Annotated in this window: 25 protein-coding genes; 16 read left to right on the top strand and 9 right to left on the bottom strand. The window is 60.2% G+C overall.

Translation table 11 applies throughout. From position 1 onward, the window contains the following. Positions 1 to 72: 72 nt before the first annotated feature. Genes KJA79_RS19400 through KJA79_RS19375 form a run of 6 tightly spaced genes read right to left on the bottom strand, consistent with a single transcriptional unit; the run spans position 73 to position 4,745 of the window. The gene (locus KJA79_RS19400) at positions 73 to 1,170 is read right to left on the bottom strand and encodes an ABC transporter ATP-binding protein (RefSeq protein WP_213043743.1); all 1,098 of its coding nucleotides are present in this window, start codon (positions 1,168 to 1,170) and stop codon (positions 73 to 75) included. A 4-nt stretch (positions 1,171 to 1,174) separates the two neighbouring features. Beyond that, positions 1,175 to 1,984, bottom strand: coding sequence for a sulfate ABC transporter permease (locus KJA79_RS19395; RefSeq protein ID WP_213043742.1), 810 nt, complete (start codon positions 1,982 to 1,984; stop codon positions 1,175 to 1,177). Between the two features lie 47 nt (positions 1,985 to 2,031). Then, the gene (gene cysT, locus KJA79_RS19390; RefSeq protein ID WP_213043741.1) at positions 2,032 to 2,913 is read right to left on the bottom strand and encodes a sulfate ABC transporter permease subunit CysT; all 882 of its coding nucleotides are present in this window, start codon (positions 2,911 to 2,913) and stop codon (positions 2,032 to 2,034) included. Between the two features lie 15 nt (positions 2,914 to 2,928). After that, positions 2,929 to 3,993: a sulfate ABC transporter substrate-binding protein gene (locus KJA79_RS19385; RefSeq protein ID WP_246507806.1), complete on the bottom strand. Its 1,065-nt coding sequence runs from the start codon at positions 3,991 to 3,993 to the stop codon at positions 2,929 to 2,931. Beyond that, positions 3,993 to 4,433, bottom strand: coding sequence for an RrF2 family transcriptional regulator (locus tag KJA79_RS19380; protein WP_213043740.1), 441 nt, complete (start codon positions 4,431 to 4,433; stop codon positions 3,993 to 3,995). Before KJA79_RS19380 ends, KJA79_RS19385 begins: the two co-directional genes overlap by 1 nt. 27 nt (positions 4,434 to 4,460) lie before the next feature. Continuing rightward, positions 4,461 to 4,745, bottom strand: coding sequence for a hypothetical protein (locus KJA79_RS19375; RefSeq protein WP_213043872.1), 285 nt, complete (start codon positions 4,743 to 4,745; stop codon positions 4,461 to 4,463). Here KJA79_RS19375 and KJA79_RS19370 point away from each other — a divergent pair. From KJA79_RS19370 to KJA79_RS19330, 9 genes are all read left to right on the top strand, one after another. Continuing rightward, entirely contained in the window at positions 4,680 to 5,600 is a 921-nt protein-coding gene (locus KJA79_RS19370; RefSeq protein WP_213043739.1) for a glycine--tRNA ligase subunit alpha, read from the top strand. The genes KJA79_RS19375 and KJA79_RS19370 overlap by 66 nt on opposite strands. A 20-nt stretch (positions 5,601 to 5,620) precedes the next feature. Beyond that, positions 5,621 to 7,822 (top strand): glycine--tRNA ligase subunit beta, encoded by a 2,202-nt coding sequence (glyS, locus tag KJA79_RS19365; protein WP_213043738.1) that lies wholly within the window; start codon positions 5,621 to 5,623, stop codon positions 7,820 to 7,822. 119 nt (positions 7,823 to 7,941) lie between these two features. After that, a complete protein-coding gene (locus KJA79_RS19360; RefSeq protein WP_213043737.1) occupies positions 7,942 to 8,355 on the top strand; it encodes a hypothetical protein in 414 nt (137 codons plus the stop codon). Positions 8,356 to 8,380: 25 nt separating this feature from the next. Then, a complete protein-coding gene (ppdK, locus tag KJA79_RS19355) occupies positions 8,381 to 11,230 on the top strand; it encodes a pyruvate, phosphate dikinase (protein ID WP_213043736.1) in 2,850 nt (949 codons plus the stop codon). Continuing rightward, positions 11,227 to 12,345 carry a bifunctional diaminohydroxyphosphoribosylaminopyrimidine deaminase/5-amino-6-(5-phosphoribosylamino)uracil reductase RibD gene (gene ribD, locus KJA79_RS19350; protein WP_281412711.1) on the top strand — a complete coding sequence of 373 codons (1,119 nt, stop codon included), beginning with the start codon at positions 11,227 to 11,229 and terminating at the stop codon, positions 12,343 to 12,345. The genes ppdK and ribD overlap by 4 nt, the downstream gene beginning before the upstream one ends. Before the next feature lie 88 nt (positions 12,346 to 12,433). Further along, positions 12,434 to 13,684: a carboxylesterase family protein gene (locus KJA79_RS19345; RefSeq protein ID WP_213043734.1), complete on the top strand. Its 1,251-nt coding sequence runs from the start codon at positions 12,434 to 12,436 to the stop codon at positions 13,682 to 13,684. Then, on the top strand, positions 13,681 to 14,490 hold the full coding sequence (locus KJA79_RS19340; RefSeq protein ID WP_213043733.1) for a hypothetical protein: 810 nt from the start codon (positions 13,681 to 13,683) through the stop codon (positions 14,488 to 14,490). The genes KJA79_RS19345 and KJA79_RS19340 overlap by 4 nt, the downstream gene beginning before the upstream one ends. Positions 14,491 to 14,497: 7 nt before the next feature. Further along, complete coding sequence (locus tag KJA79_RS19335; RefSeq protein WP_213043732.1) at positions 14,498 to 15,673, top strand: MFS transporter; 1,176 nt, start codon at positions 14,498 to 14,500, stop codon at positions 15,671 to 15,673. Positions 15,674 to 15,846: 173 nt separating this feature from the next. Further along, positions 15,847 to 16,503: a riboflavin synthase gene (locus KJA79_RS19330; protein WP_213043731.1), complete on the top strand. Its 657-nt coding sequence runs from the start codon at positions 15,847 to 15,849 to the stop codon at positions 16,501 to 16,503. 39 nt (positions 16,504 to 16,542) lie between these two features. On the opposite strand, the gene KJA79_RS19325 is transcribed toward KJA79_RS19330, so the two are convergent. Further along, the gene (locus KJA79_RS19325; protein ID WP_213043730.1) at positions 16,543 to 17,040 is read right to left on the bottom strand and encodes an IPT/TIG domain-containing protein; all 498 of its coding nucleotides are present in this window, start codon (positions 17,038 to 17,040) and stop codon (positions 16,543 to 16,545) included. Positions 17,041 to 17,094: 54 nt separating this feature from the next. Next, positions 17,095 to 18,984: an acetate--CoA ligase gene (gene acs, locus KJA79_RS19320; RefSeq protein ID WP_213043729.1), complete on the bottom strand. Its 1,890-nt coding sequence runs from the start codon at positions 18,982 to 18,984 to the stop codon at positions 17,095 to 17,097. 306 nt (positions 18,985 to 19,290) lie between these two features. On the opposite strand from acs, the gene KJA79_RS19315 reads away from it, so the two are divergent. Further along, complete coding sequence (locus KJA79_RS19315; RefSeq protein ID WP_213043728.1) at positions 19,291 to 20,598, top strand: caspase family protein; 1,308 nt, start codon at positions 19,291 to 19,293, stop codon at positions 20,596 to 20,598. Here the strand turns inward: KJA79_RS19315 and KJA79_RS19310 are convergent. After that, complete coding sequence (locus tag KJA79_RS19310; RefSeq protein ID WP_213043727.1) at positions 20,595 to 20,765, bottom strand: hypothetical protein; 171 nt, start codon at positions 20,763 to 20,765, stop codon at positions 20,595 to 20,597. The two genes, KJA79_RS19315 and KJA79_RS19310, sit on opposite strands and share 4 nt — an antisense overlap. Before the next feature lie 233 nt (positions 20,766 to 20,998). Between KJA79_RS19310 and KJA79_RS19305 the strand changes: the two genes are divergently transcribed. From KJA79_RS19305 to KJA79_RS19280, 6 genes are all read left to right on the top strand, one after another. Further along, on the top strand, positions 20,999 to 21,565 hold the full coding sequence (locus KJA79_RS19305) for a hypothetical protein (protein ID WP_213043726.1): 567 nt from the start codon (positions 20,999 to 21,001) through the stop codon (positions 21,563 to 21,565). A 43-nt stretch (positions 21,566 to 21,608) separates the two neighbouring features. Further along, entirely contained in the window at positions 21,609 to 22,238 is a 630-nt protein-coding gene (locus KJA79_RS19300) for a penicillin-binding protein activator LpoB (protein ID WP_213043725.1), read from the top strand. A 200-nt stretch (positions 22,239 to 22,438) separates the two neighbouring features. Then, on the top strand, positions 22,439 to 23,749 hold the full coding sequence (locus tag KJA79_RS19295) for a COG3014 family protein (RefSeq protein ID WP_213043724.1): 1,311 nt from the start codon (positions 22,439 to 22,441) through the stop codon (positions 23,747 to 23,749). Between the two features lie 20 nt (positions 23,750 to 23,769). Beyond that, a complete protein-coding gene (locus KJA79_RS19290) occupies positions 23,770 to 24,885 on the top strand; it encodes an LPP20 family lipoprotein (protein WP_213043723.1) in 1,116 nt (371 codons plus the stop codon). A 35-nt stretch (positions 24,886 to 24,920) separates the two neighbouring features. Then, the gene (locus KJA79_RS19285) at positions 24,921 to 25,169 is read left to right on the top strand and encodes a hypothetical protein (protein ID WP_213043722.1); all 249 of its coding nucleotides are present in this window, start codon (positions 24,921 to 24,923) and stop codon (positions 25,167 to 25,169) included. A gap of 1 nt (position 25,170) precedes the next feature. Continuing rightward, entirely contained in the window at positions 25,171 to 25,614 is a 444-nt protein-coding gene (locus KJA79_RS19280) for a type II toxin-antitoxin system VapC family toxin (RefSeq protein WP_213043721.1), read from the top strand. Positions 25,615 to 25,834 lie beyond the last annotated feature (220 nt).

Raw genomic sequence — 25,834 nt, 5'->3', positions numbered from 1 at the left:
ACGTGAAGGGTTCAACGTGGTGAGAGGCTCTCTTAATCTGGACCAGGCTGCTCTGGGTGGAGCAGCTTAGCGCTACGGCGTCAGCGGTCCCGTGATGGGGCTGCCGGGTTTGGCTTCGCTTGATGGCCCGGCGCTTTCTTGGGGCAGGATGCGGAAGTGGGTGACGGCAAACGAGACGGCTTGCCCGACGACAAAATTGCAGCGGCGAAACTCTTCTTTGTTCATGCGCGAGCGGAGAATCAATCCGTCCGCGGTTTCGATCTCCAGCCGGTACGCGACCCCGAGAAAATAAATGTGGCGGAGTTTGGCCTGCTGACGGTAGCGGGTCGCATCTTCGGCGACCTTCACGTAGTACGGGCGGAAGCCGACTTGGAGCTTCTGGCCGTCGGAGAATCCTGGAGCGGGGAATTCCAGTGAGCCCACCTGCACCTGCCCGCGCCGCACGATGCCTTCCACGATGTTCATCGACCCGATAAAGCGCGCCACAAATTCCGTGGCCGGTTCTTCGTAGACGTCGGCGGGCGAGCCGGCCTGTTCCAGCTTGCCTTTGGAGAACACGATGATGCGGCCGGACACTTCCATCGCTTCTTCCTGATCGTGAGTGACGAAGAGACTGGTGACATTCAAATCCGTATGCAGGCGGATGAGCCACTCGCGTAGCTCCTGCCGCACCTTGGCATCGACCGCGCCGAACGGTTCGTCCATCAACAGCACGGAAGGACGTGGCGCGAGTGCCCGCGCGATGGCGACACGCTGACGTTGCCCACCGGAGAGTTGGTGCGGGTAGCGACTGCCCAGTCCGTCCAGGCTCATGAGGGCGAGCAACTCCAAGACGCGCTGTTCGATATCGTGCCGGTTCCACTTCTTGATCTTGAGGCCGAAGGCGATGTTGTCGAAGACCGTCAGGTGTTTGAAGAGGGCGTAATGTTGGAACACGAAGCCGATGTTGCGTTCCTGCACGGTCAGGTCGTTGACGCGTTTGCCGTCGATAAAGATGTCACCAGACGTTGGAACTTCCAGGCCGGCAATCAACCGCAACACCGTGGTTTTTCCGCTGCCGCTTGGGCCGAGCAGGCCGAGCAGTTCACCTTCGTTCACCACGAACGAGACATTGCCGACCGCCGTTCCGGAACCGAATTTCTTGGTGAGCCCGCGTACTTCTATTTTCACCGGCTTACTGCGCTCCCGCTTCCGCGACGGTCGTCTCCGCTCTGGCCTTCGCAATCTCCAGCACCGTGAGGATCGCGAAAGAGACGGCGAGCAGGGTCAAGGCCACGGCATTAGCCGCCACATAATTGAAATCGACATAACTTTGATAGATATGCAAGGTGGCGGTCTGCGTGAGCAGCAGAATGTTCCCCGACACTACTAATACGGCCCCGAATTCGCCGATCGCCCGCGCAACGGTGAGGGTCGCACCATAGACCAGCCCCCAGCGCAAGGCAGGGAGGGTCACCTTGAGAAAGACCTGCCACTCGTTGGCGCCCAACGTGCGCGCCGCCTCTTCTTCCTCGGTGCCCAGGGTCTGCAACAGTGGCGTGAGTTCCCGCACCATGAACGGAAAGGTCACGAACAGGGTGGCGAGAATCATGGCGGGCAGCGCGAAGAGTACCTTGATGTGAGCCTGGCCGAACAAGGCGCCCAGCATGGTGTCCGGCCCAAAAAGTAGGATCAGCATGAATCCGGCGATCACGGGCGACACGGCAAAGGGCAGGTCGATCACGCCACTGACCAGACTGCGGCCCCAGAACTGTTGCCGTGCCAATACCAGCGCCGTCATGGTGCCGAAGACGAGGTTCAGCACCAGCACGATCAACGTGATCTCAGCGGTGAGCGTAAAGCCGTGCAGTGCCTCTGGCCGGGAAATTTCCGCCCAGAAGGCTGCCAGCCCTTCGCTGAAGCTCTGGCTCGCCATGTAGAGGATCGGGCCCACCAAAAGGACTAGAAAATAGAGCCAGACAATCCCGATCAACAACCAACGCATGCCCGCACTCCCGTGACATTCACCACGATCACAACCCGGTTCGCCCTTCAGTGCGCAGCCGTCGGCACTGCCGAATCCTGGCCCGGTTGCTCATTCCGACTCGACCAGCGAAACAGTTGAGGCAACCGTTCACCGGGACGCCGGGTCAGCCGTTCCAGCAGCAGCAGCACCACAAACGAAATGAGCAGAATCAACACGGAGACGGATGTCGCCGCCTGCGGGTTGTAGCTTTCGATTTCTCCGTACACGTACACCGACGCGACCTGTGTCTTCATCGGGATATTGCCCGCCACGATGACGATCGAGCCGAACTCGCCCAGCGCCCGAACAAAGGTCAGGAACACGCCGGTTAATAGGCCTGGTAGGACGGAGGGGACCGTTACCTTCCAGAAGGTCATCCAGGGGCTCGCTCCGAGGGTGAACGCCGCTTCCTCCTGATCGCGTTCGAGTCCCATCAGCACCGGCTGAAGTGAACGGATCGTAAACGGCATGGTGACAAACAGCATGGCCAGAATGATGCCGGGCTGGTTGTACAGCACCGTCAGGCCACCCTGCTGGAGCCAGGTGCCGATGACGCTGGTCGGCCCATAGATGGCGGCAATCATCAGTCCGGCCACAAGGGTGGGAATGGCGAATGGCAGATCGACCAGGGCGTTCAAGAGCCAGCGACCGGGAAATTCGTACCGCACGAGTACAAGGGCCGACAAGGTGCCGAAGACGGCATTGATGGCCGTCGCAATGGCGGCAGTTTCTACGGTCAGCCAGAGTGCCGCCGCGGCTTGTGGTGCCGACAAATCCTGGATGAAGCGATCCCAGCCTGCGGCGACGGACTGTTGCGCGAGGGCCGCCAGAGGCAGAAAGATCAACAGCAGCACGTAGCCGACCGCCGCGGACCGGAGCGCCACACTGACTAACAGATGAGAGGTCAATGATCGCTCCCCGTTCTACTTTCTTGATACGTCTTCGACAATCTTCGTCCACAGCCCTTGGGGGCCGAACAACTTGGTGCTGACCTGATCCCATCCGCCGAGCTCCGCGATCGTAAAGAGGCGGGCCGGTTGGGGCAGTGCGGTACCGGAGGCAGGAGCCGCTACGTCACGATCCAACGGCCGGAATCCCAGCTCGATAAACGCGGCTTGTGCCTCTGGTCCATGGAGGAAGGTGACAAACGCTTCGGCCAGATCCCTGGCCTTATGCCGATCGGCATAGGTGTCAACGACTGCGGCGGGATTTTCGATCCACACGGTTTCGGCCGGCACAATGATCTCGTAGGGGCGGCCGCTTTTGACGCGCGGCAACAGTTCGTTTTCATAGGTCACGATTACATCGCCGACGCCGCGCTCGAAGGTCGTCACCGATTCGCGGCCGCTCTTGTCCATGACTTTCACGTTGCGCTGAATGCGGGTCAGCAAGTCGACTGCTTGCGTCGCGGCCGCTTCCGGAGCCACCGGTTTTCCCGCCCGCTGCTCGGCCAGTTTCAGTCCTGCGCCATAAATTGCGATCACATCCCACATGGCGCCGCCGGAGGTTTTGGGATTGGGATACAAGACTTCAACGCCGGGCCGAGCCGCATCTTCCCAGCCCTTCACGCCTTTGGGATTGCCTTTCCGGACGCCGAGCGCCACGACCGAGGCGGAGATCATGCCGCCATGCGGGGCCTTTCTCCAGTCATGCGTGATCAGGCCGGCTTTGGTGATTTGATCGACATCACCTTCCAGCGAGAGCACGGCGACATCCGCATCGAATCCGCCGATGATCGCGCGCGCCTGGGCACCGGAGGCGCCATAGGAGCTGCGCACGCGGACATCCTGTCCTGTCTTCTGCTTCCAGTAGCGCTGAAAGGCGGGAATGATGTGGCGCTCGTACGCTTCCTTCGGCACGCTGTAAGCAGCCAGAATCAAATCCCGCGTCTCGGCTGCGTGGCTCGATGCCGCCGGGAACGTGAATAGGCCCCAGAATGTGAGGACGCTGAGTACGAGTGTTGTGATGATATGGCCGGTGGTACGCATTAAGATCCTTCCGCCAGTTTGGTATGGGCGAATCGACTCAAGGTGTAATGGTCGACAATGTTGGCAATGGCATCGCGGACTTCTCCCATGGCCTGCTGTAACGGGCAGGACGGTTTGGCGGCGTAGGGACAGTCGGCGCATTTTTGATACGCGGTTTTGCTGACGCAACTGATCGGCGCGAGCGGTCCGTCTAAAATCCGGATCACTTGGCCCAGCGTAATGTCGTCGGGAGACTTGATCAGGGCGTATCCGCCACGAATCCCGCGGCGGCTGGCCAGCAGCCCGGCACGTTTGAGTGCCAGTAGAATCTGTTCGAGAAACTCGACAGGAATGTTCTGCCGTTCGGCAATCTCATGGCGCTGGAGCACGCGGCCTCCGTAGGTCTCGCAGAGTTCGAGCAGTGCCCGGAGCCCGTATTCACTCTTCTTGGAGAACTTCATAGCGTGAGAAGTTGTCTAGTGAGTTGCTCAAGATTTTGCAGAATAAACCAGCGCGCGCCACGATTCAAGCGATTCGACGACGAGATGGCGAAGAAGAAATCCGCGCCGCCTCATGTGACGTTCCGCACCGCAACCCATTGAAATCGGAGCTTCAATTTCTTGACACCCTGTAACCGTTCTTGCTAGCTTCAGGCCTGCTTTTTCATCCGTCATCACGAGCAGCCAGCGGCTAGATCTGGACACCCGGTGAATTTCCAAGACCTCATTCTCACCCTGCATCGTTTTTGGGCCGACCGTGGATGTGTCGTTCATCAACCCTACGATTTGGAAATGGGCGCGGGGACTTTCCATCCTGCGACCTTTCTTCGTTCGCTTGGGCCGGAGCCCTGGCGTGCCGCCTATCCGCAGGCCTGCCGCCGTCCGACCGACGGGCGATACGGGGAAAACCCCAATCGCATGCAGCACTACTATCAGTATCAGGTGGTGCTGAAGCCCGCGCCGGATGACATTCAAGGCCTTTATCTCGAAAGCCTCAAGCAACTCGGCATCGATCCGAAGAAACACGACATCCGGTTTGTGCAGGACGACTGGGAATCCCCCACCCTCGGGGCATGGGGGTTGGGCTGGGAAGTCCGTCTCGATGGAATGGAGATTACCCAGTTCACCTATTTCCAGGAGATCGGCGGAATCCCGCTCAATCCGATCACCGGCGAGATTACGTACGGGACCGAACGCATCGCGATGTATCTGCAGCAGGTCGATAACGTCTACGATCTGCAGTGGACCGACGGCGTGACCTACGGCGACGTGCATCACCGCAGCGAAGTCGAGTTTTCACGCTACAACTTCGAAGAGGGAGAAGTGCCCATGCTCATGGCCACCTTCCAAGCGTTCGAAGGAGAATGTCAGCGTCTGCTCGAAAAGAAGTTGACGCTCCCGGCCTACGATTACTGCATCAAAACCTCGCACATGTTTAACCTGCTCGACGCGCGTGGCGCGATCAGCGTGACCGAGCGGACTTCCTATATCGCCAGGGTGCGGGCGTTGGCGCGGCGCTGCGCCGAATCATATCTAGCCGACCGAGAGGCCATGGGGCATCCCTTGATCAAACAACCGGGGCGGGTAGGTAAAGGAACCACCAGCCACACACCGGTCACCACCAAGTAGCCTGCGGACCCGACTCCACGATGCCAACGAAAAAACCCAAGACCAAGACCGCTTCACGTGTGAAGAAGCCTGCATCGGCCTCACGCGCCAAGACTCCGGCTACGACCGAATTGCTGCTTGAAATCGGCACGGAGGAGTTGCCCTATCAGTTTGTGGCCCCGGCCTTACGCGCGTTGCAGCAGGGGGCGGAGACGTTGTTGAAAGACCTGCGGCTGACCCACGACTCCGTACGGACCATGGGCACCCCGCGTCGACTGGTGTTGTTGGTCGAAGGACTGGCCAAACAGCAAGCCTCCGCGGTGACAGAGGCCATGGGGCCGTCGAAAGCCGTGGCCTTCGACCAGTCCGGTCAGCCCACGAGAGCAGCCATCGGGTTTGCCGCCGGGCAGGGCATTCCCGTCGAGGCACTGGAAATCCGGCAGACGCCCAAGGGCGAATACCTCTTTGCCGTAAAGCAGGAGAAGGGGCAGCCTGTTGCGTCGGTGCTGACGCAGGCCTTGCCGCAGTTGCTGGCGAAGTTGTCGTTCCCCAAGGCCATGCAGTGGAATCAGACCGGTGTGCGGTTTGCCAGGCCGGTGCGGTGGTTGGTGGCTCTCTGCGGCGGAAAAGTCCTGCCGATTCACTTCGCGACGATCAAGGCCGGCAATCTCAGTCAGGGACATCGGGTGCTGGGTGTCAAGGTATCCAGTCCGAAGGGCTTTCCGGTCAAGTCCATCGCGCATTATGTGAAAGAGACGGAACGCCACAGTGTGATTGTGGATCAGGATCGGCGACGGGCCATGATCGTCGACCAATTGGCCTCGCTGGCCAAGTCCGCGCGAGGGCATGTGCACCAGGACGACGAGCTGCTGGAGCAGGCCGTCTATATGGTGGAATGTCCGCTGACGATTCTGGGTTCTTTTAAGCCGCACTATCTCTCGCTCCCGAAAGAAATTCTGATGACCTCGATGAAAGAGCACCAGGGGTATTTTTCCCTTGTGGACTCGAAAGGTGCGTTGTTGCCGAATTTTCTCGCGGTCACCAACATGAAGCTGTCGAACATGCAGCTGATCCGCGAGGGCAACGAGCGGGTCCTGGCTGCCCGTCTGGCGGACGCGAAATTCTTCTTCGACGAGGATCGCAAGACATCCCTGGCCGATCGTGTGGCGAAGCAGTTGGCGGTGACCTTTCATCAAAAACTCGGCAGCCTGCATCAGAAGACGCAGCGCGTGGTGGCGATGGCGGAGTTCCTCGCCGCACAGGTCGGTGATGAACAGTTCCGGCAGGCGTGCCGGCGTGCGGCTGAACTCAGCAAGGCCGATCTGCTGACCGGTATCGTCGGAGAGTTTCCGACGCTCCAAGGGATCATGGGCGGCGAATACGCGGCGCATGACGGTGAATCTCCCGTCGTCAGCGCGGCGATTCGCGAGCAGTACATGCCTCGCGCCATGGAAGGGGAGTTGCCGGAGTCCTTGGCCGGCAAGGTGCTGTCCCTGGCCGATCGATTGGATAGTATCGCGGGATTTTTCCTGGTCGGTCTGATCCCGAGCGGATCCGAAGATCCCTTCGCGCTTCGACGCCATGCCACGGCCATCGTGCGCATTGTGATCGAGAGCGGGTTACGTGTGAATCTTGCGCAAGTCGTGCAAACCGCTCAGGAGGTCTTGGCCGGTCAGAATGTGACGGCTGCGCCTCAGACGGGCAAAGGCGGAGCGCCGGACGTGATCAGCTTTCTCTTTGAGCGGGTCCGCTTCTACGGAAAGAGTACGCATCAATTGCGCGACGATGTCATGGAGGCCGTGCTCAAATCAGTCGATCGCGGGAGCATCGACATTGTGGATCTCTTCGACAAGATGAAGGCGCTCCAGCAGATTACCGTGCGGGCCGAGTTCGATCCCTTGATTGTCGGGTTTAAGCGCGCCCACCGGTTGACGGAAAAAGAGCAGTGGGACCGGAAGCCGGTGGACTCCGGGTTATTCCGGGAGCCTGCCGAGACGGCGTTGCATCACACCGTCCAGAACAGTCATGAGGACTATCGCGCGGCGATGGGGCACGGTCAGTATGGGCAGGCGCTGGACGTGCTGGTTCGCATGAAAGGATCGATCGACGATTTTTTCAACGCGGTCATGGTGAATTCCGAGGATCCGGCGATTCGCGGGAATCGACTGTCGCTCTTGAAGGAAGTCGACGATTTGTTCATGTCATTCGCTGATTTCTCCCAGATTGTGGTACAAGGGACATAGCGGATGGTGAACGATTGGACGCGACTTCTGAGAGCTTCCCTCAGTCACCCGAGGCACGCGACGCGGCCCAGGTAAGGGCGACCAAAGTTCGGCGGTTTGCGTCCGGCATCAGCGTCGTCATGATGGTGGTGTGCAACGCGGTGTTTCTCTTCGGCATCTGGGTGACCGGCCTGAATTTTGAACGGCTGGTGCGGACACCGGATATCTATGATTCCAGACAAGACATTTGCCTGCGACTGGCCTACCAGCATGTGCCGGGCTCGGAAAACCCCGTGCAGTTTTGTTCGGAGTGGCTCAACCTCGCCGACCCGACCGGCAAGACTCATACGTTTCAGAAAGATGCGCAACTTAAGCAAGGTGCAGACGGAACGTATTATTTCGACTATGGACCGTTCGTGGACTACCGGCTGTTTGCGGTCGGCGCGTTCGTGGTGGGAATCATCGTGTGCGGCATTCGCGTGACCAGACACGTCGTCAACCGCTATCGCATGCGATTGGAAGCCGCCGCCCGCCCATCGGTCCCGACTCATTGACCTCATAGCAGAAGGAGAGCGTCGCGTGGCCAAGAAATACGTCTATTACTTCGGAGATGGAAAAGCCGAGGGCAAAGGCAACATGAAGGAATTGCTCGGCGGCAAGGGCGCCGGACTGGCCGAGATGACCAATCTCAAAGTGTCCGTGCCTCCCGGGTTTACGATCTCCACCGAGGCCTGCGTCGAATACTACAAGCGCGGCAAGGCGTATCCTCCAGGCATGATGGACGAGGCGTTGCATGCCCTCAAGAAGATTGAACGATCGATGAAGGCCGGTTTCGGCGATCCGGACAATCCCCTGCTGGTTTCCGTGCGTTCCGGCGCCCGCGCCTCGATGCCGGGCATGATGGACACCGTGTTGAACGTCGGGTTGACCACCAAGACAGTCCATGGGCTGGCCATCAAGACGAAGAACGAACGGTTTGCGCAAGACAGCTATCGCCGCTTCATCAGCATGTTCGGCAGCATCGTCATGGGCATCAATCGCGAACATTTCGAAGACATTCTCAAACACAAAAAACGGGACCTCGGGGTCACGCAGGACACCCATCTCGATGCCAAGGCGCTCAAGGAACTGGTCGTCAGTTTCAAAGAGCTCGTGAAGGAAGAAACCAAACGGGATTTCCCCGACGATCCGCTCGAACAGCTGCGGATGGCGATCAATGCCGTGTTCTCCTCTTGGTACGGCGCGCGGGCGGTGACCTACCGCCGTCTGTACAACATTCCCGAAACCTGGGGCACGGCGGTGAACGTGGTGGCCATGGTGTTCGGCAATATGGGGGAGACCAGCGGCACCGGCGTGGCCTTCACGCGCGACCCCGCTACCGGACAACGCCAGTTCTTCGGCGAATGTTTGACGAACGCGCAGGGGGAAGACGTGGTGGCCGGCATCCGGACTCCGCTGCCCGTGAACCAGCTCGAAAAGTTCATGCCGCAGGCCTACAAAGACTTGGAAACGACCTATAAGCGATTGGAACGTCACTATCGGGACATGCTCGACCTGGAGTTCACCATCCAGGAGGGCAAGTTGTACATGTTGCAGACCCGCGTCGGCAAACGGACCGGAGTCGCGGCGGTCCGGATTGCCGTCGACATGGTGAAGGAAGGCCTCATCACCAAGAAAGAGGCGCTCCAGCGGATCGGGCCCGACCAGCTCGCGCAGTACCTCTATCCGATTTTCGATGCCAAAGAAGAATCGCAGTGCACGCCGCTCGGCAAGGGGTTGCCGGCCGGTCCTGGCGCGGCGGCCGGGAAAGTCGCGTTGACGGCCGACCGTGCGGTCGAAATGAAAGCCGCCGGCAATCGTGTCGTGCTGGTGCGGCAGGAGACCAGCCCTGACGACATTCACGGTATGAACGCCGCCCTGGGTTTTCTGACCGCGCGTGGTGGCATGACGTCTCACGCGGCCGTCGTCGCCCGGCAGATGGGCAAAGTCTGCGTCGCCGGATGTGAGGCCATTGAGGTGGTGGATAGTCAGACCGTGCGCATCGGCAGCCAGATTTTCCGCGAAGGGGACTATCTGTCCGTCAACGGGTCGACCGGCAACGTGTACGGCGGCGACATTCCCGTTGTGGAGTCCGAAGTCATCCAGGTGCTGCAGGGCAAGATGGAAGCCGCGGCCTCGGAGAAATATCAGTTGTTCGAATCGGTCCTGAAGTGGGCCGACGGCGTGCGCAAGTTGAAGGTTCGGGCCAATGCGGATGTGCCGGATCAAGCCCGCATTGCGCGGAGCTTCGGTGCCGAAGGGATCGGCTTGTGCCGTACTGAACACATGTTCTTCGCCGAGGATCGCATCCAAATCATGCAGAAGATGATCCTCGCGCGGAAACGAGAAGAGCGGGAGATGTACCTGGAGCAGCTGCTGCCGTTGCAGAAGCAGGACTTCATCGGGCTCTACCGCGAAATGAAGGGCTTCCCGGTCACGATCCGGTTGCTCGATCCGCCGTTGCATGAGTTTCTCCCGAAGCGTGAAGATCTGATGGTGGAAATTGCGCAACTGGAACTGACCAGCGGCTCGCCGACCGTGCTCGAAGAGAAGAAACGGTTGCTGGCCCGTGTGGAAGAACTGCATGAGTTCAATCCCATGCTGGGTTTGCGAGGCTGCCGCCTCGGGATCACGATGCCGGAAATCACGAAGATGCAAGCGCGCGCGATCATCGAAGCGGCGTGCGAATTGGCGAAGGAAGGGACGAAGATCGTTCCGGAAATCATGATTCCTCTGGTCGGCATGGTTTCGGAAATGAAGGCGCAGAAGGATCTTGTGCGCGAGGTCGCCACGGAAACCATGAAGCGGTACGGCGTGAAGTTGTCCTATCTCGTCGGTACCATGATCGAGTTGCCGCGCGCCGCCGTGACGGCCGATCGTATCGCGGAGGAGGCGGAATTCTTCTCCTTCGGCACCAACGACCTGACCCAAACCACGTTCGGCTTCTCCCGCGATGACGCGGCCAAGTTTATCGATTTCTACAAGACGGCGAATATTCTCGACAGCGATCCGTTCGCGGTTTTGGATCGGGAAGGCGTGGGGTCGCTCATGCGGACGGCGATTACCGGCGGGCGCAAGACCCGGCCCACGATCAAGCTGGGTATTTGCGGCGAGCATGGGGGTGATCCCAGTTCCGTCGAGTTCTGTCACCTGTTGGGGTTGGATTACGTGAGTTGTTCCCCCTATCGGGTCGGCATCGCTCGATTGGCGGCGGCACAGGCGGCGCTGACGCAGGAAGAGGCGGAAAAAGCCAAGCCGAAGAAAGCTCGACCAAGCAGTAAGGGAGCGGCCAAGGCCAAGGCGACCAAGAAGGCCGCGAAGCCTGTGGCGGTCAAGCAGCGGCCTGCTGCCAAACGCGCGGTACGGAGCCCGAAGCGTACGAAACGGTGAGATCGTCTTCCCGCGATCTTGAATTCATGGCCCTGGCGCTTCGCCTTGCCGCGAAGGGCCGGGGCCACACCAGCCCCAATCCCATGGTCGGCGCGGTTGTCGTCAACCGCGGGACCATCGTCGGGCAGGGCTCCCATCGCAAAGTCGGCGGCCCCCATGCCGAAGTGATCGCCCTCAGTCAGGCCGGCTCTCGTGCCAAAGGCGGCACCCTCTACGTCACCCTCGAACCCTGCAGTCATCTGAAAAAACGCACCCCGCCCTGTGTCCCGCTTGTCATCGCGTCCGGTGTCCGCCGCGTCGTCGTGGGCATGGTCGATCCGAATCCTCAGGTGCAGGGTCGAAGCGTAGCCCAACTCAAGCGGGCAGGGATCGCGGTCGACCTCGGGTGCCGCGAACGTGAAGCCAGGCAACTCAACGAGGCCTATATCCATTGGGTGCAAACGGGCCGGCCCTTTACCATCTTGAAAGCCGGAATGACCTTGGATGGGCAGATCGCAACCGCCCGCGGCGAATCGCAATGGATTACCGACGAGGCAGCGCGGATGCGGGCTCATCGACTGCGCGCGGACGTCGATGCCGTGCTCGTCGGAATCGGCACGGTCTTGCGAGACAATCCCCGGTTGACCGCGAGGCCGGGCAGCGACCTGTCTCCACGGCAGCCCCTGCGTATCGTGGTGGACAGCCGTTTACGGATTCCCTTCAAGGCCGCGGTGCTCGAAGCGCAGCAGGATGCTCACACCCTGCTCGTCACGACAAGTGCGGCTCAGCCGCGTAAGATTGCCACCTTGAAAGGCCGTGGCGTCGACGTGTTGGTCCTTCCGAAGGCGAGGGGCCACGTCGATCTGCGTTCGTTGTGGGGACGGCTTGGCCAACTCGGCATCACGAGCCTGCTCGTCGAAGGGGGCAGCGAGCTCAATGCAGCCGTGGTGCGGGCCGGCCTCGCCCAACGGCTCATGTGTTTCGTTGCGCCGCTTCTGCTCGGCGGGCAGGATGCCAAGGGGTTGCTGGGCGGCTTGTCGCCGCGCCGCCTGCGAGAAGCCGTGCTTCTCAAGAATGTGCGCATCGAGCCGGTCGAGCGTGATATGCTGATCGAAGCAGATTTTTCCACTGACTAGGAGCACGGTTCACTTGTTAGTCCGTTCCGTTTGTGCTGCTCATCCACGCAGATCCTTTGCGCTGTTGTTTTTCCTGTGCTGCCTTGTGGTGATCGGCCTTGTGGTGACGACGGCCGATGCCGGCGAGCAACCCTCCGCCACAGACCTTGCCGCCCAAGTGTGGCAATACCTCACAACCGAAGACGGGGAACAGGCACGCGCGGTGCTGGCGACGATTCTGCAACGCCCCGATGCGACCGTGCCGGCGGTAGAGGAGATTGTGCGCAAGGGACAGCCCCATGGTCTCCAACCGGTTGGTTTGCTGCCGGACGAACAGATCGTTGTGCGTGATCGCCCCTATCGGCTGAGCTTGTCGGTCCCGCAGAGTTATGAGCCGACCAAGGACTATGCGTTGGTGGTCTGCCTGCACGGGGCCGGGTTCACCGGTGAAGCCTATCTGGATCGATGGAAGTCCCGGTTGGGGGAACAGTACATCCTGGCCTGTCCGACCTATCCGGCCGGTGCCTGGTTTACGAGGCGGGCGGAAGATCTCGTGTTGGCGACGGTGCGCAACCTACAACAGCGCTATCGGATCGACCCGAACCGGATCTTTTTGAGCGGCATGTCCAACGGCGGGATCGGCGCCTGGTTGATCGGGATGCACCATGCCCCGCTCTTCGCCGGTCTTGCGCCGATGGCCAGCGGGATCGACGATGTGCTGTTTCCGTTCCTCGAAAATCTCCGTACGACGCCGATCTATATCATCCATGGATCGCAGGATCAGGTCATGCCGGTGGAGTTGAGCCGCAAACTGGCCGGTGAGCTGAAGAATCTCGGGTATCCGTTCATCTACCGTGAGCATGACCGTACCCACGCGATGGCCGGGGGCCATTTTTTTCCGCGGGAAGAACTGCCTGATCTGGTGAAGTGGTTCGATAATCAGCGCCGGACCCCGGTACCAAAGACCGTGACGGTCGTGCGTGATGCGAGCCATCTGTTGCCGTTCGGTTGGGTGCGGATCGATGCGACGGATCAGATTGCTTCCTTTTCCGAAGACCTCATCGACAAACGGGACGACAGCATTCGCCAACGGACCTACGCCCGATTGACCGCACAAGTGACGGGGCCGAATAGGATTGACGTACACACCGACCATGTGCGGCAGTACGCGCTGTATCTGAATGATGAACTCGTCGATCTCTCCAAGCCGATCCTCATCACCACAGATGGACAGGTGTCCTTCGAAGGTGTGGTTACTCCACAGGTCGATACGTTGCTGCGACAGGCACGTCTCAGGCACGACCCTGCACAGCTCTTTCCCGCTCAGGTGACGATCTCCGTGCCGCAGCGGCCTTCATGACCAGGGCCGGCCTGGCCGTTCGGCGCATCGGCGCGGCGGCGGTCGTCTTCGTGGCCGGAGCTGTCGCCTTCCTCTCCAGCGGGTATGCCGAATCAGATCGTTGCCCGCTTCCTTCCCTCCATGCCGGGGTCCTATTTCCTCTCGACCGGATTGACGCTGCCTGGGCTTGCCGGATCGAGCCGATCGTCACGCATTACACGACCGCCAACAAGGTCGGTCCGATCCGCACGCCGTTACCCGAACAGATTTATCTGTACTTGCTGGAGCATCCGGTGATGGCCGCGGCCCTCGCCAATCGTCTCGACCTTGGACTCTACAAGGCTGAGTTGCGCGGGCCGGATGAGTTTTGGGCGACGGACGGTGAAGGCACGGAAGGCATCGTGCATCCGCTCTATCAGGATCGAAGCACGCGGATCTACTATGTCGAGGGAACCCATGACGGACGGTTTGTGCCGCGCGTCAGCGGCAAGGCCCTGGTGTTGTTCAAATTGCATCCGGTACAAGATGGGCAGGGGATCGAATCGACCGACAATACGATGGTGGCCTACCTGCGGCTCGATAACCGGCTGTATGCGGGGTTGCTCTCGCTGCTTCGGCCGCTCATCGGCAACGTGGTGAACCGGCAAATCGTAAAGGCGTTTGATGCCGCCCGTCGTCTGGCCGGGGCTATGCGTGACCATCCGGATCAGGTGCTGTTCGAGGCGACGGACCCGCCGGGGTTACCGGATGAACAGGTCGCCTTCTTGAAAGCCGCTCTCGCATCCTTGCACAATCCGGGGCAGAGACCGGGCCCTGCTGCACCATGAGATCGTGATGACCACCTCCCGAAGCTTTTTCTACCTCTGTACCCTCGGCGTGTTTTGTTTCATCAGTTACAACCTCGTACGTATGCCGGTGTTGTCGCTCTTTGCCGAGTCGCTCGGTGCGGGACCGGAGCGGATCGGCTTGATCGTCTCCGTATCCACGATCACCGGGGTGTTGCTGAAGTTGCCTTCTGGCGCACTGTCCGATATTTACGGGAGAAAGATGCTGCTGCGTATCGGCGTGGTGGCGTTCGGATTGCCGCCGTTCATCTATCCGTTCATTTCCGACCTCAATGCGCTGACGGCCTTACGATTCGTGCATGGCCTGGCGACGGCCATCTTTGCCCCCAGCGCCCTGGCGACCGTGGCCGATCTCTATAAGGAGCGGCGAGGGGCCGCGTTGGGAACCTATACCGCCTGCACCCAGTCCGGGTCGCTCCTGGGGCCGTTTCTCGGGGGGTGGCTGGCCCATGCGGCCGGGTTTCCCACCGCCTTTGTCACCGCCGGAATCTTCGGGTGCATCGCCATTCTGATCTTCTTCAGCCTTCATCTGGACGAGCCGCCTCCTCGCGTGCGTGAGAAGGGGCTGGCTCCGGTCATCACGGAAATGGGGAAGGGCTTTCTCGCGGTGGCCCGCAACCGGAAAGTGCTGATCACCAGTTCCACCGACGCGGCCAAGATGATCGCCAATGGCGCGCTCATGGCGTTCCTTCCGCTCTATGGCCTTTCCATCGGGCTGAACGCCGGTGAAGTCGGTCTGCTGTTCAGCGTGCAGGCCTTCACGTCGTTTTTCTCGAAGCCTGTGATGGGGCGTGTGTCGGACCGGATCGGACGGCAGCCGTTGATCGTGCTCGGTTTGGTCATTTGCTCCACGACCTTCATCACGATGCCCCACGTCGAATCGTTCGCGGTGATGCTGCTGCTGTCCTCGGGGTTTGGATTCGGGGAGGCGGTGGTCTCCTCCTCATCCGCCGCCCTGGTGGCCGATAGTTCAGAGTTCAAACGGCTGGGAGCGGGCATGGGTATGCAGGGGACGGTCATGGATATCGGCCATGCCAGCGGCCCACTCCTGGCCGGGTTTTTGATTGCCCACGCCAGCTATCAAGGGGCATTTGCGGTGATCGCCGGGATCCAGATCCTCGCGGCTGTCGCGTTTTGGGCGACGATGAGATCGCTCACGCGGTAGTGGTATAATGCCGCCGCTTTTTTCGGGATGACGACGATTCATTAACAGGGAAGCAGGGAAAGATGGATACGGACTTTATCGAAACGTTGCAGCGCGGGATCGCGGTGGTGGGGGGCATCGGGTTGGTGGGATTCTGTCTGTATCTCTTAAAGACTCACAAGGGAGCCTAGCGCATGTTCAGCGGCATTGTGGAAGAGATGGGCGCGGTGTCGGTGCTGAATCGGAGTTTGGCGGGCACGCGCCTGACGATTATTGCTTCGACCGTGATGGGCGATCTCACGATCGGCGCCAGTGTCAGTGTGAACGGTGTCTGCCTCACGGCGGTCGCTCGCACCGATCACGACTTCTCGGTTGACGTGTCGCCGGAAACGCTCAACATCACGACGCTCGGCAGTCTCACGTCCGGTTCCCCGGTGAATCTCGAGCGTGCCATGAAACTGAACGAGCGCATCGGCGGCCACATGGTCTCCGGCCATGTCGACGGGGTCGGCGTGATTCGGAGCCGGCATCAGGACGGTAATGCGGTGATTCTGGAGATCGAGGCACCGAAGGATGTGTTGCGACTCTGTGTCGGCAAGGGATCGATCACGGTGGACGGCATCAGCCTGACGATCAACGACGTAACCGACCGCTCGTTTGTGGTGGCCATTATTCCCCACACCGCGAAGGTCACGACACTCGGACTGAAGCAGGTAGGGGACCAGGTCAACCTGGAATCGGACCTGATCGGCAAGTACGTCGAACGGCTCTTACAGGAGCGCGGCCTGCTCCCTCCAAAACCAACCCCGGTCATCGATAAGGACTATCTGCAGCGTCGGGGATTGTTGTAACTGTTCCCGTCGCGGTTCCGGTCACGAAGACTCTCCGGTCTATTTCACCAGAAACCCTTTCGAATCTTCTCCCGAGGCTGTGGTGAGGGTCATCATGGCCATCCCTTTTCGTCGGCCCTTCGGCACGACGGCGGTGATCTGCGTATCATTGACGAAGGTGAACGTCGCGGGATAGCCGGGACCGAACGAGAGCGAGCGCAGACAAGCGGCCGGGCCGAAACCTTTCCCGAAGAGGGTCACGGTGTCGCCCGGCTTGCCCTCGTCCGGTTTCACCGAATGGATTTTCGGCGCTTCACCGAAACAGACCGGAGCCTTGGCCGCCGTTTCCGCCGATGCAAATTGTGGGGCTGATCCCTTGGCTGGGGCGGAGGCTGCCTTCTGGTTTTTCCCCCTGGCCCCCGGTTTGGTGTGAAGCGCGATGTTGGTCGACCCCGTTCCGCTTTCCCCGGCCACACTCAGGCCTGTTCCGCTTCCGAGCAGCAAGAGTCCGACAACCGTCCAACAGAGAATAGATCGACGAGAGCAGTGTCTATGCATGACCGGCCTCCATGCAGACAGTGAACGATCTTGTTCGACTGAATGTGAATTCGCTTAGTCTTCGATGGTGGAGATGTCCCCCACGTCTTGTCCCAACTCCTTCGCCTTCAGCACCCGCCGCATGATCTTTCCGGATCGTGTCTTCGGAAGTGACGGCACAATATCGATTTCCTGCGGCACCGCGATTTTACCGAGTTCCTTCAATACATGGTCTTTGAGCGATTGAATCAGCTCTTTCGAATCCTGATAGCCCTGCTTCAAGATGACGAAGGCCTTGATCGCTTCTCCGGCGGTGCGATGCGGCTTGCCGATGACCGCCGCTTCGGCCACCGCCTCGTGACTGACCAGCGCGCTTTCGACCTCCGCCGTGCCGATGCGGTTACCCGCCACTTTGATCACGTCGTCGGCCCGGCCCATGAACCACATGTAGCCGTCCTGGTCCTTGCGGCAGACGTCGCCGGCCGTATAACAATTGGGGATGGTATTCCAGTAGACCTTGTAGCGATCGGGATCTTTGTAGATCGTCCGCATCATAGCCGGCCAAGGTTTCTTGATGACGGCGAATCCGCCGGCATTGCTGGGCAGGCTGTGCCCTTCTTTGTCCACCACGTCGGCTTCGATTCCCAAAAACGGCCTCGTGGCGGAGCCGGGTTTGAGCGGCACGGATGGGAGCGGTGTCACCAGAATGGCCCCGGTTTCGGTTTGCCACCAGGTGTCCATGATGGGTTTATCGCTGCCGGTGACACGATAGAACCATTCCCAGGCTTCCGGGTTGATCGGCTCGCCGACGCTACCGAGCACGCGCAGGGTGGACAGGTCGTATTTCTTCGGCCAGTCCTCTCCGTATTTCATCAGCAACCGCACGGCGGTCGGTGTGGTGTAGAAAATGGAGACGCCGTACCGGGCGATAAGATCCCACCAGCGACCGGGATTCGGATAGTCGGGCTTCCCTTCGGCCATCAGGATCGTGGCGCCGTTCAACAAGGGGCCGTACACGATGTAACTGTGTCCCGTGACCCAGCCCGGATCGGCGACGCAGAAATAGACGTCGTCCTCCTTCAGGTCGAACACATACTTCGTGGTGATATAGGTGCCCACCATGTAACCGCCGTGCACATGCACGACCCCCTTGGGTTTGCCGGTCGTGCCGGAGGTATACAGAATATAGAGTGGAGTTTCAGCGTCCAACGGTTCCGCCGCGCAGACGGCGCTCTGCTCCTTCAGCCAATCGGTCCAATCGATTTCTTTCGGCGCGGTGAGGGCGACGCCGAGGGCATCCCGGCGCACGACCACGACCTTTTCTACGGAGGGACAGGATTGCACGGCCGCGTCCACCACGGGCTTGAGCGGAATTGTTTTCCCGCGGTCGTAGCCGACATCAGCGGTAATGACCAGCCGTGCTTCGGCATCCTGGATGCGGCTTGCCAGGGCCGGAGCGCTGAACCCGGAATACACCACGCTGTGAATGACGCCGATGCGTGCGCAGGCGAGCATGGCGACGACTTGTTCGGGAATTTTGGGGAGGTAGATGGTGACACGGTCACCTTGTTTCAAGCCGAGTGCCTTGAGCGCATTGGCGCAACGGTTGACCTGGCGCAAGAGTTCGCCGTACGTAAAGATGCGTTCCTCTCCGTTCTCGCCGACCCAGATGATGGCGACTTTGTTCCGTCGCCAGCTATTGGCATGGCGGTCGAGACAGTTGTAGGCGATGTTGCAGGTCGCGCCGACGAACCACTTGGCCCAGGGGTAGTTCCACTCCAGCACCCGAGTCCAGGGGGTAAACCAATCCAACTCCTTGGCCACCCCGCCCCAGAAGGCTTCCGGGTCGGCGATGGAGGCCTTGTACGCCTGGTCGTAATCGGGAATATGTGCCGCCGCTTTGGTCCGGGCGGACGGCTGAATCACGCGTCCTTCTTTGAGTAGCGTATCGATTTTGTCGCTCATGGGTCTCATCACCTCCACAAATCGCGGGCCGCTTCGGCGCGCGGCTGTATTCTGTACGGCATTATGCGGATGGGACGAGGGAACTGCAACCCTCAGCGCTTCTGTGAGCCGATCGTCGACGCAGGCGAAGACCGCATGGCGCAAGGCCGGAGCACGCCTCCTTTCTTGACAGTCAGGAGGAGACGAGGGTACGCTGATCGCGTTGCACCTCACTGGATTAACCCCTTCATGAGCTCGTCCACATTCCCCCATCTTCGTCGGAAGTTCGTATGTCTCGTGGCTATGTGCGCCGCTGGAGCGGTTGGGATGCTCTCCATTGCCCACGCGCAGGTCGGAAAGCCGGAAGGCCTCTATTACAAGTCCTGGGCCGTCGTGGTCGGTATCGAAAACTACCTCGTTGCGCCAAAGCTGCCCGGGGCTCTTGAAAGCGCCCATGCGGTCGCGGCCGCGTTGCGCGAACTCGGCTTCGACGAAGTCATCGAATTGCAGGACAAGGAGGCAAGTTCGAGAAGGCTCCTGCAGATTCTGAACGACTATCTGCCTCGCAAGGTCGGACGACAGGATCGGGTCGTGATCTTTTTTTCCGGTCATGCCGGGGTGACCCAGGATGCGCAATCGAAAGATCTCGGCTATGTGGTGCCCTGGGATGCACAGGTCAACAATCCTGGGAAAGCGATTACCCTGGATCAATTCAAAGAGTTCAGCCGGAGGTCCGCATCCAAACATGTGCTCCTGCTGTTCGATGCCAACCTTCGCGGCTGGGATGTCACCGCGCCGCAGCCCCTCTCGTTGGAAGGCCGCTTGTCGCCGGAAGACGATACGGAAAAACGTTCCGTTCAGGTGATCACCGCCGCCGAGAAAGAAGAAACGGTGGCGCACGGATCCGGACAGAGCCCGTTTGTCACGGCTCTGGTAGCCGGATTGAAGGGGGCAGCCGACCTCAACAAGAACGGTTGGGTCATGGCGAGTGAACTTGCGACCCAAGTGAGACAGGATGTCGAGCGCGAGACCAAAGGCGCGCAACATCCGCAGTTCGTTCAACTTGAAGGGGATGGTGATGTCATCCTGGTGGAGGGGCGGAAAGAAGCGTTTTCACTCGGGAAGGAACCGAGCACCGAAGCGGATCGGATGAAAGAAGCCCGCGTGCAATATGAGCAGGCGTTTGCGCTGCTCCAGCAGCAGAAGTCGGCAGAAGAAGCGCTGGAACGGCTCAACCGCGCGATTACCTACGATCCGTCCTTCGGCGATGCCTACGTGCTGAAGAGTTACATCCGGTTGGAGGTGTTGCCCGACCTGGATGAATCGTTGGCGGCGGCGCGCGCCGCAGTCCAGCACGCGCCGCAGAATCCCGACTCGCACTACTCATTGGGAATGGTGCTTGAGAAGAAAGGCCAGCCGAAGGAAGCCGAGCAGGCCATGCAGCAGGCGTTGGCCGTGAATCCCGCTTACACGGACGTCTATTTTTCGCTCGGCACCCTCTATGCCGACCACCTCAACGAGCCGCAGAAATCCGTCGATGCGTTCCGCCGCTACCTGGAGTTGGGCGGACAAAGCGAACGCGCCCTCCGTGCCGTTCAGGGTGACGCTGCTCCCGGTGAGAAACCCGCTCCTTAGTCCTTCCCTCCGCCTTTCAGGTAGCCCAGTCCGATCTTCAATGCGCGTCGTGTAATTTCCGGCCACCGGACCTGCGGGTATTCCGCGAGCACGGCGGCGGCTTTGGGATCCTGAATATCAAGTTGGACGACCCGAATAATACCGTCTTCAATCTGCACGTCAGCCATCTGTGGTATCTCCTTTGTGGCATGCGGGGTGTCGTGATCGTGTTGCGGGCAATACCGTCAACCGAAAGACTGCTTCCGCGTTGACAGTCTTGGGGGTGCATGTTAGCCTAACCTCGTTTTTTCGCGCAATTGTCTCTCGTCATCTCGTGACGCACACACGTCGATCTTCCACCAGCTTGCCGCGCAGCATCGAGCCATCAGCTCTTACAGGTGTCACACCAAGGAGGATTCGTATGAGCAGAGCAGAGGGGGCTTTGTCGAAGTTCACCGGGAGCGCGCTGGCGCTCGTACTCCTCATCGGGCTGACGGCCTGCGGTGGGCCTCCGAACTGGGTCAAGAAAGGCTCCGGCGCGTTCAACGAAAAAAGCGACAAGTCGTTCTATGGCGTCGGCTCGGTCGTCGGCGTGCGGAATGAACCGCTTGCCTGGGACACCGCCGAGAATCGCAGCCGCGCAGAAATCGCCAAGACCTTCGAAACCTACACCGCCTATCTCATGCGGGACTATGCGGCTTCTACGACCGCCGGCGATTTTTCCCGCAACAGTGAAGAACAGAATATCGAACGGGCCGTGAAAACGTTCTCAGCGGTCACGCTGAACGGCGTCAAGCCGATGGATCGCTACAAGGATGAAAAGTCCGGTACCTATTACGTGCTGACCAAGCTCAGCCTCGAAGACATGAAAAACAATCTGGAGCAGGCGAAGGAGCTGAACAGCCAGGTCCGCGATTTTGTGCGGAAGAATGCCGACCGGTTGTTCGACCGTCTGGAAAAGGAAGAAGACAAGCGCGCCAACCAGTAGCTGTCTTCGCAGGGGCGAGGCCTGTTGTCCAGGAGGAGAGCGCATGATCGAGAGGCGTGGGAGGGGAGTGGCACGGAGAGTCGCAGCCGTGGTGCTGGCCGGGGTCGCCGTGGCGGCCGGTGGCTGCGGACATGAAACCAGAGTGACGCGCGTCGATACCGGCGTGGTGACCGATCTCAGCGGGCGCTGGAACGATACGGACTCCCAAATGGTGGCCGAGGCCATGGTCAAGGAAGCGTTGGCGAATCCCTGGCTCGGGAACTTCACCAAGGGGAAGAACCGGCAGCCGGTCGTCATCGTGGGGACGGTGCTGAATAAGAGCCATGAGCATATCAATGTGCAGACCTTTGTGAATGATCTGGAGCGTGAGCTGACCAACTCGCAGAAAGTGACCTTTGTCGCCGGGAAAGGCGAACGGGAGGAAGTTCGCGAGGAACGGCGCGAACAGGCTGTGCATGCCCGTGAAGATACGCAAAAGGCGCCCGGCAAGGAAATCGGCGCAGACTACATGATGCGGGGGAGTATCGCGACGATTCTCGACGAACAGGACGGAGCCAAAGCGGTCTTCTACCAGGTCGATCTGGAAATGGTGGATCTGGAAAACAATGTCAAGTCCTGGTTCGGACAGAAGAAAATCAAGAAAGTGGTTGAAAAGAAACGCACCATTTTCTAGCCTGACGTAGACTGTTGAGACCTCATCCTCCATCGAGCACGGCCTCCCTTCGGGGAGGCCGTTTCATTTCATCCCCCTGCGTTTCGGTACTCTGCTGGGCCCTGCTGTGGCTGGTATCCGGCTGCGGCCTCGCGGAAAACCATTACCTTCTCATCGACCAAAGTCTTGCGGCGCACGATCCTCGTCGGGCTGATGCCATCATGGCGCAGGCGGAGTCTGAATATGGACAGCGCAATCGACTGCTCTACAGCATGGACCGGGGCATGACGTTGCATCTCGCCGGCGACTACGTACAGAGCAACAGTCTGCTGGAACAGGCGGCGGTGGAGGTCGAACGGCTGTACACGAGAAGTATCCGGACCGAGACCGCCGCGTTTCTGACGAACGACAACATGCTGCCCTTTGAAGGCGACCCGTACGAACATGTGATGATCAACGTCGTGAAGGCGCTGAACTATGCGGCGATGGGGCAGCTGACGGAGGCCGTCGTCGAAGCGCGGCAGATCGATCATCGACTGAATGTGTTGTCGGACAGCGCAAAGGAAAAAGACGGCTATCGCGAAGACGCCTTTGCCCGCTATTTGACCGGGGTGTTGTACGAGTCGACGGGCGATCTGAACAATGCGTTTATCGCCTATCGCAAGGCCTACGAGATTTATGAGGCGACCCAAGGCTGGTCGCGCACGCCGATGCCGCCGATGCTGCGCGCCGACTTGCTACGGACGACCGATGCGCTCCATATGACAGCCGAATTTGAAGAGTACCGGCGTCAATTTCCCGAGACGCATTGGGTGCCGCGAGGGGACCAATCGAATCTCGCCCAGGTGGTGGTGATCAGCTATAATGGCCGCGCGCCGCGCAAAGAAGAAGCGTTTCTTGATATCCCGATCAGTCTGAGCGCGCTGCAGTTGGTCTTGTTGAACCGCGGGGTCGTGCATGCGTCGAATCGCCAGGAGCGTCGAGCGGCGGACAGTGTGTTGTACGGCCTGAACGGTCGTGTCGTGCGGGTGGCCTTGCCCAGGTTGGTGCCTCAGAAGACACATGTGATGCAGGAGTCCGTCAGTCTGGCGCCCAAGGAAGGAGCGCCTATCTCCGCAACATCCGAGTTGGTCTACAACGGCACGGCGTTGGCGGAGCGGGCCCTGTCCGACCGCATGCCTGGGATTACGACCAAGGCCCTCGCGCGGGCGGCGGTGAAATTTGCCGCTGCCGAAGCCGCGACGCGTGGATCACAACATGCGGTCAACAAAGGTGACGCGCCCTGGGTCGGGTTGCTGGTAGGAGTCCTCGCGCATGGCCTGGCGGTGGCTTCCGAGGCCGCGGATACGAGGAGCTGGCGCACGTTGCCCGATGAGATTCAGATTTCCCGCCTGTGGGCGCCGCCCGGCGAGTATGAAAGCCGGATCCAGGCTGTGATGCGAGGCGGCGGGGCCGCGCAGACGGGCACCTCCCGTCCCTTGATGCTTCGAGCGGGAGAAACAGTCTTCCTGATCCAGCGGGTGATGTTATGAGGTCGTGGCTGACTTTCCTCATGAAGCGGAGCAGCGGGGCCGGCCTGGCCATCGTGCTCGTTCTCTGTGCCGGATGCGGGTGGATGGGTGGACCGGCCCGTCCCGCCTGGATCGATGGGAACAGCGCACAATATCCTGCCTCGCAGTATCTGGTCGGTGTCGGGCAGGCCGATTCCCGGCCGCAAGCCACGGAACAAGCCTATGCGGCGGTCTCCCGGATTTTTAAAGCGGAGATTACGGCCCAGGCCAAGGATTGGGAATCGTACCTGGTCGTGGAATCTCGCGGGCAGACCAACACCGAGCGCCGCCTCACGTTGGATAACGTGACCAGGGTGACGACGGATAAGGTGTTGGAGAATGTCCAGATTCTCGATACCTGGTTTGACCAAAAGGCGCGACAGTACTATGCTCTGGCAGGCATGAACCGGGCGCAGGCGGAATCGGCGATGGTGGAACGCCTCGCGGAGCTCGATCGCACGATTCAAACCCAGGTCACCGAAGCGAGTCACACCCAGGATAAACTCTCGCGAGTGCGTAATCTCAAACGGGCCGCCAAGAATCTGGTCCTGCGCGAAGCCTACAACACCGATCTTCGCACCATTCGATCGACCGGGCAGGGGAGTCCAGCTGCCTATCGAGTGGCCGAGCTGACCGCTGAATTGGAGCAGTTTCTCTCCACCCAGTACGGGATGGCGGTGGAGGTTTCCGGTGAACAGGCGGAACCGCTCGAACGCGCACTCATCGAGGGCCTCGCGCAGGAGGGATTTTCCGTTGCTGGACATGGCGCCGCCTCCGGTACCACGCCGGTGGAGTTGTTGATCAAGGGCACCGTGCGGCTGTGGCCGATTGAAGTCCACGATCCCCACTTCCGGTATGTTCGCTGGTGCACGGATGCCGTGATCGAAGAAACGGCGACGCATCGTGTGATCGGGGCTGTGTCGAGAGGCGGCAAAGAAGGGCATGTGACGGAACGCGAGGCTACGGCGAAGGCCGTGCGCGTCATGCAGCAGGAGTTTTCCGCGGAGCTGGCCCGCTCCGTGGCTGCGCATGTCTATGGAGAAACGGATCTTCCGGTTGCGGCCGCAGCGCCGTCCGGTTGTCCGAAGGAGACGGGGGCATCGCCCCTCGGTCGATGACGGCGGTGCATTAACCACAGGAGAGAGGAGAGGGGATGCGTAAAACAGGAACCCGGAAGGCGGGGGAACAAGCCAACGGCGGACGCCGGTTGTCGAGCCAGGCGATGAAGAAGCGTCTGCGCGAGCGATTGGCCGCCGATACGCAACAGGTGCTCAAGAGCGACCTGGTCAGTATTTTCCGCAAACAGGGCTACTATGAGGAACTGCCGCTGGATGAGTTACAGGATCGCCTTTCCAAGCTCCAGTCGCCGCTGGCAGAGAGTCTCTTGAAGGGGAGGGTCTAGGATGCCGTATTACTATTTCGACTCGACGGCGCTGGTGAAACGCTACAGCATGGAGCGCGGCACGCGGGTCGTCAACAAGCTCATGGTGAAGCGCGGGAAGGTGGCGATTCTTCCCATGTGGAGTGTGACGGAGCTGTACTCGGTGTTGTCCGTTCGCGCGCAGCAGGGAGAAATCACGCGGGATGATTGTTATTCCGTTCTCTACAAGTTCGAGATGGAAGCCGCGCAAGGACTCTTTCAGTTCATTTCCCCGACGATGGAGACCTATCTGGCGGCAAGGGAACTGATTCTCGACTACCCGGCCCTGCGTTCTCCGCAGCTCTTGCATCTGGCCCTCGCGTTGGAGTTGAAGCCGCTTCGCCTCACGGTCGTCAGCGCGGATAAGCAGCTTCTGGCCGCCTGTCGCCCGGCTGGGTTGCATATCGTGAATCCCGAAGACGACTAGCCGGTGCGGAATGCAGTAACAGGCCACCGGCGGCGATCTCGCATCGCTCCGAGGCTCAACGTACCGCACACGGGAAAAGAGCTTGTCGCGGCAAGCTCGGGGTGGGTGGGTAAGAACAATGTGGCCTCGCCTCCTCGCATTGCCGCGGCCTTGCCGGACGGTCTGCTTGCACAGCCTGCAGACAGACGGTTTGTTGGCAAACCTTGTGAGTGAAGTGTCG

This window comes from Nitrospira defluvii, from assembly GCF_905220995.1.
Lineage (GTDB): Bacteria > Nitrospirota > Nitrospiria > Nitrospirales > Nitrospiraceae > Nitrospira_A > Nitrospira_A defluvii_C.
The sequence above is the reverse complement of the archived record's forward strand: the minus strand, read 5'-3'. Positions and strand labels throughout refer to the sequence as shown.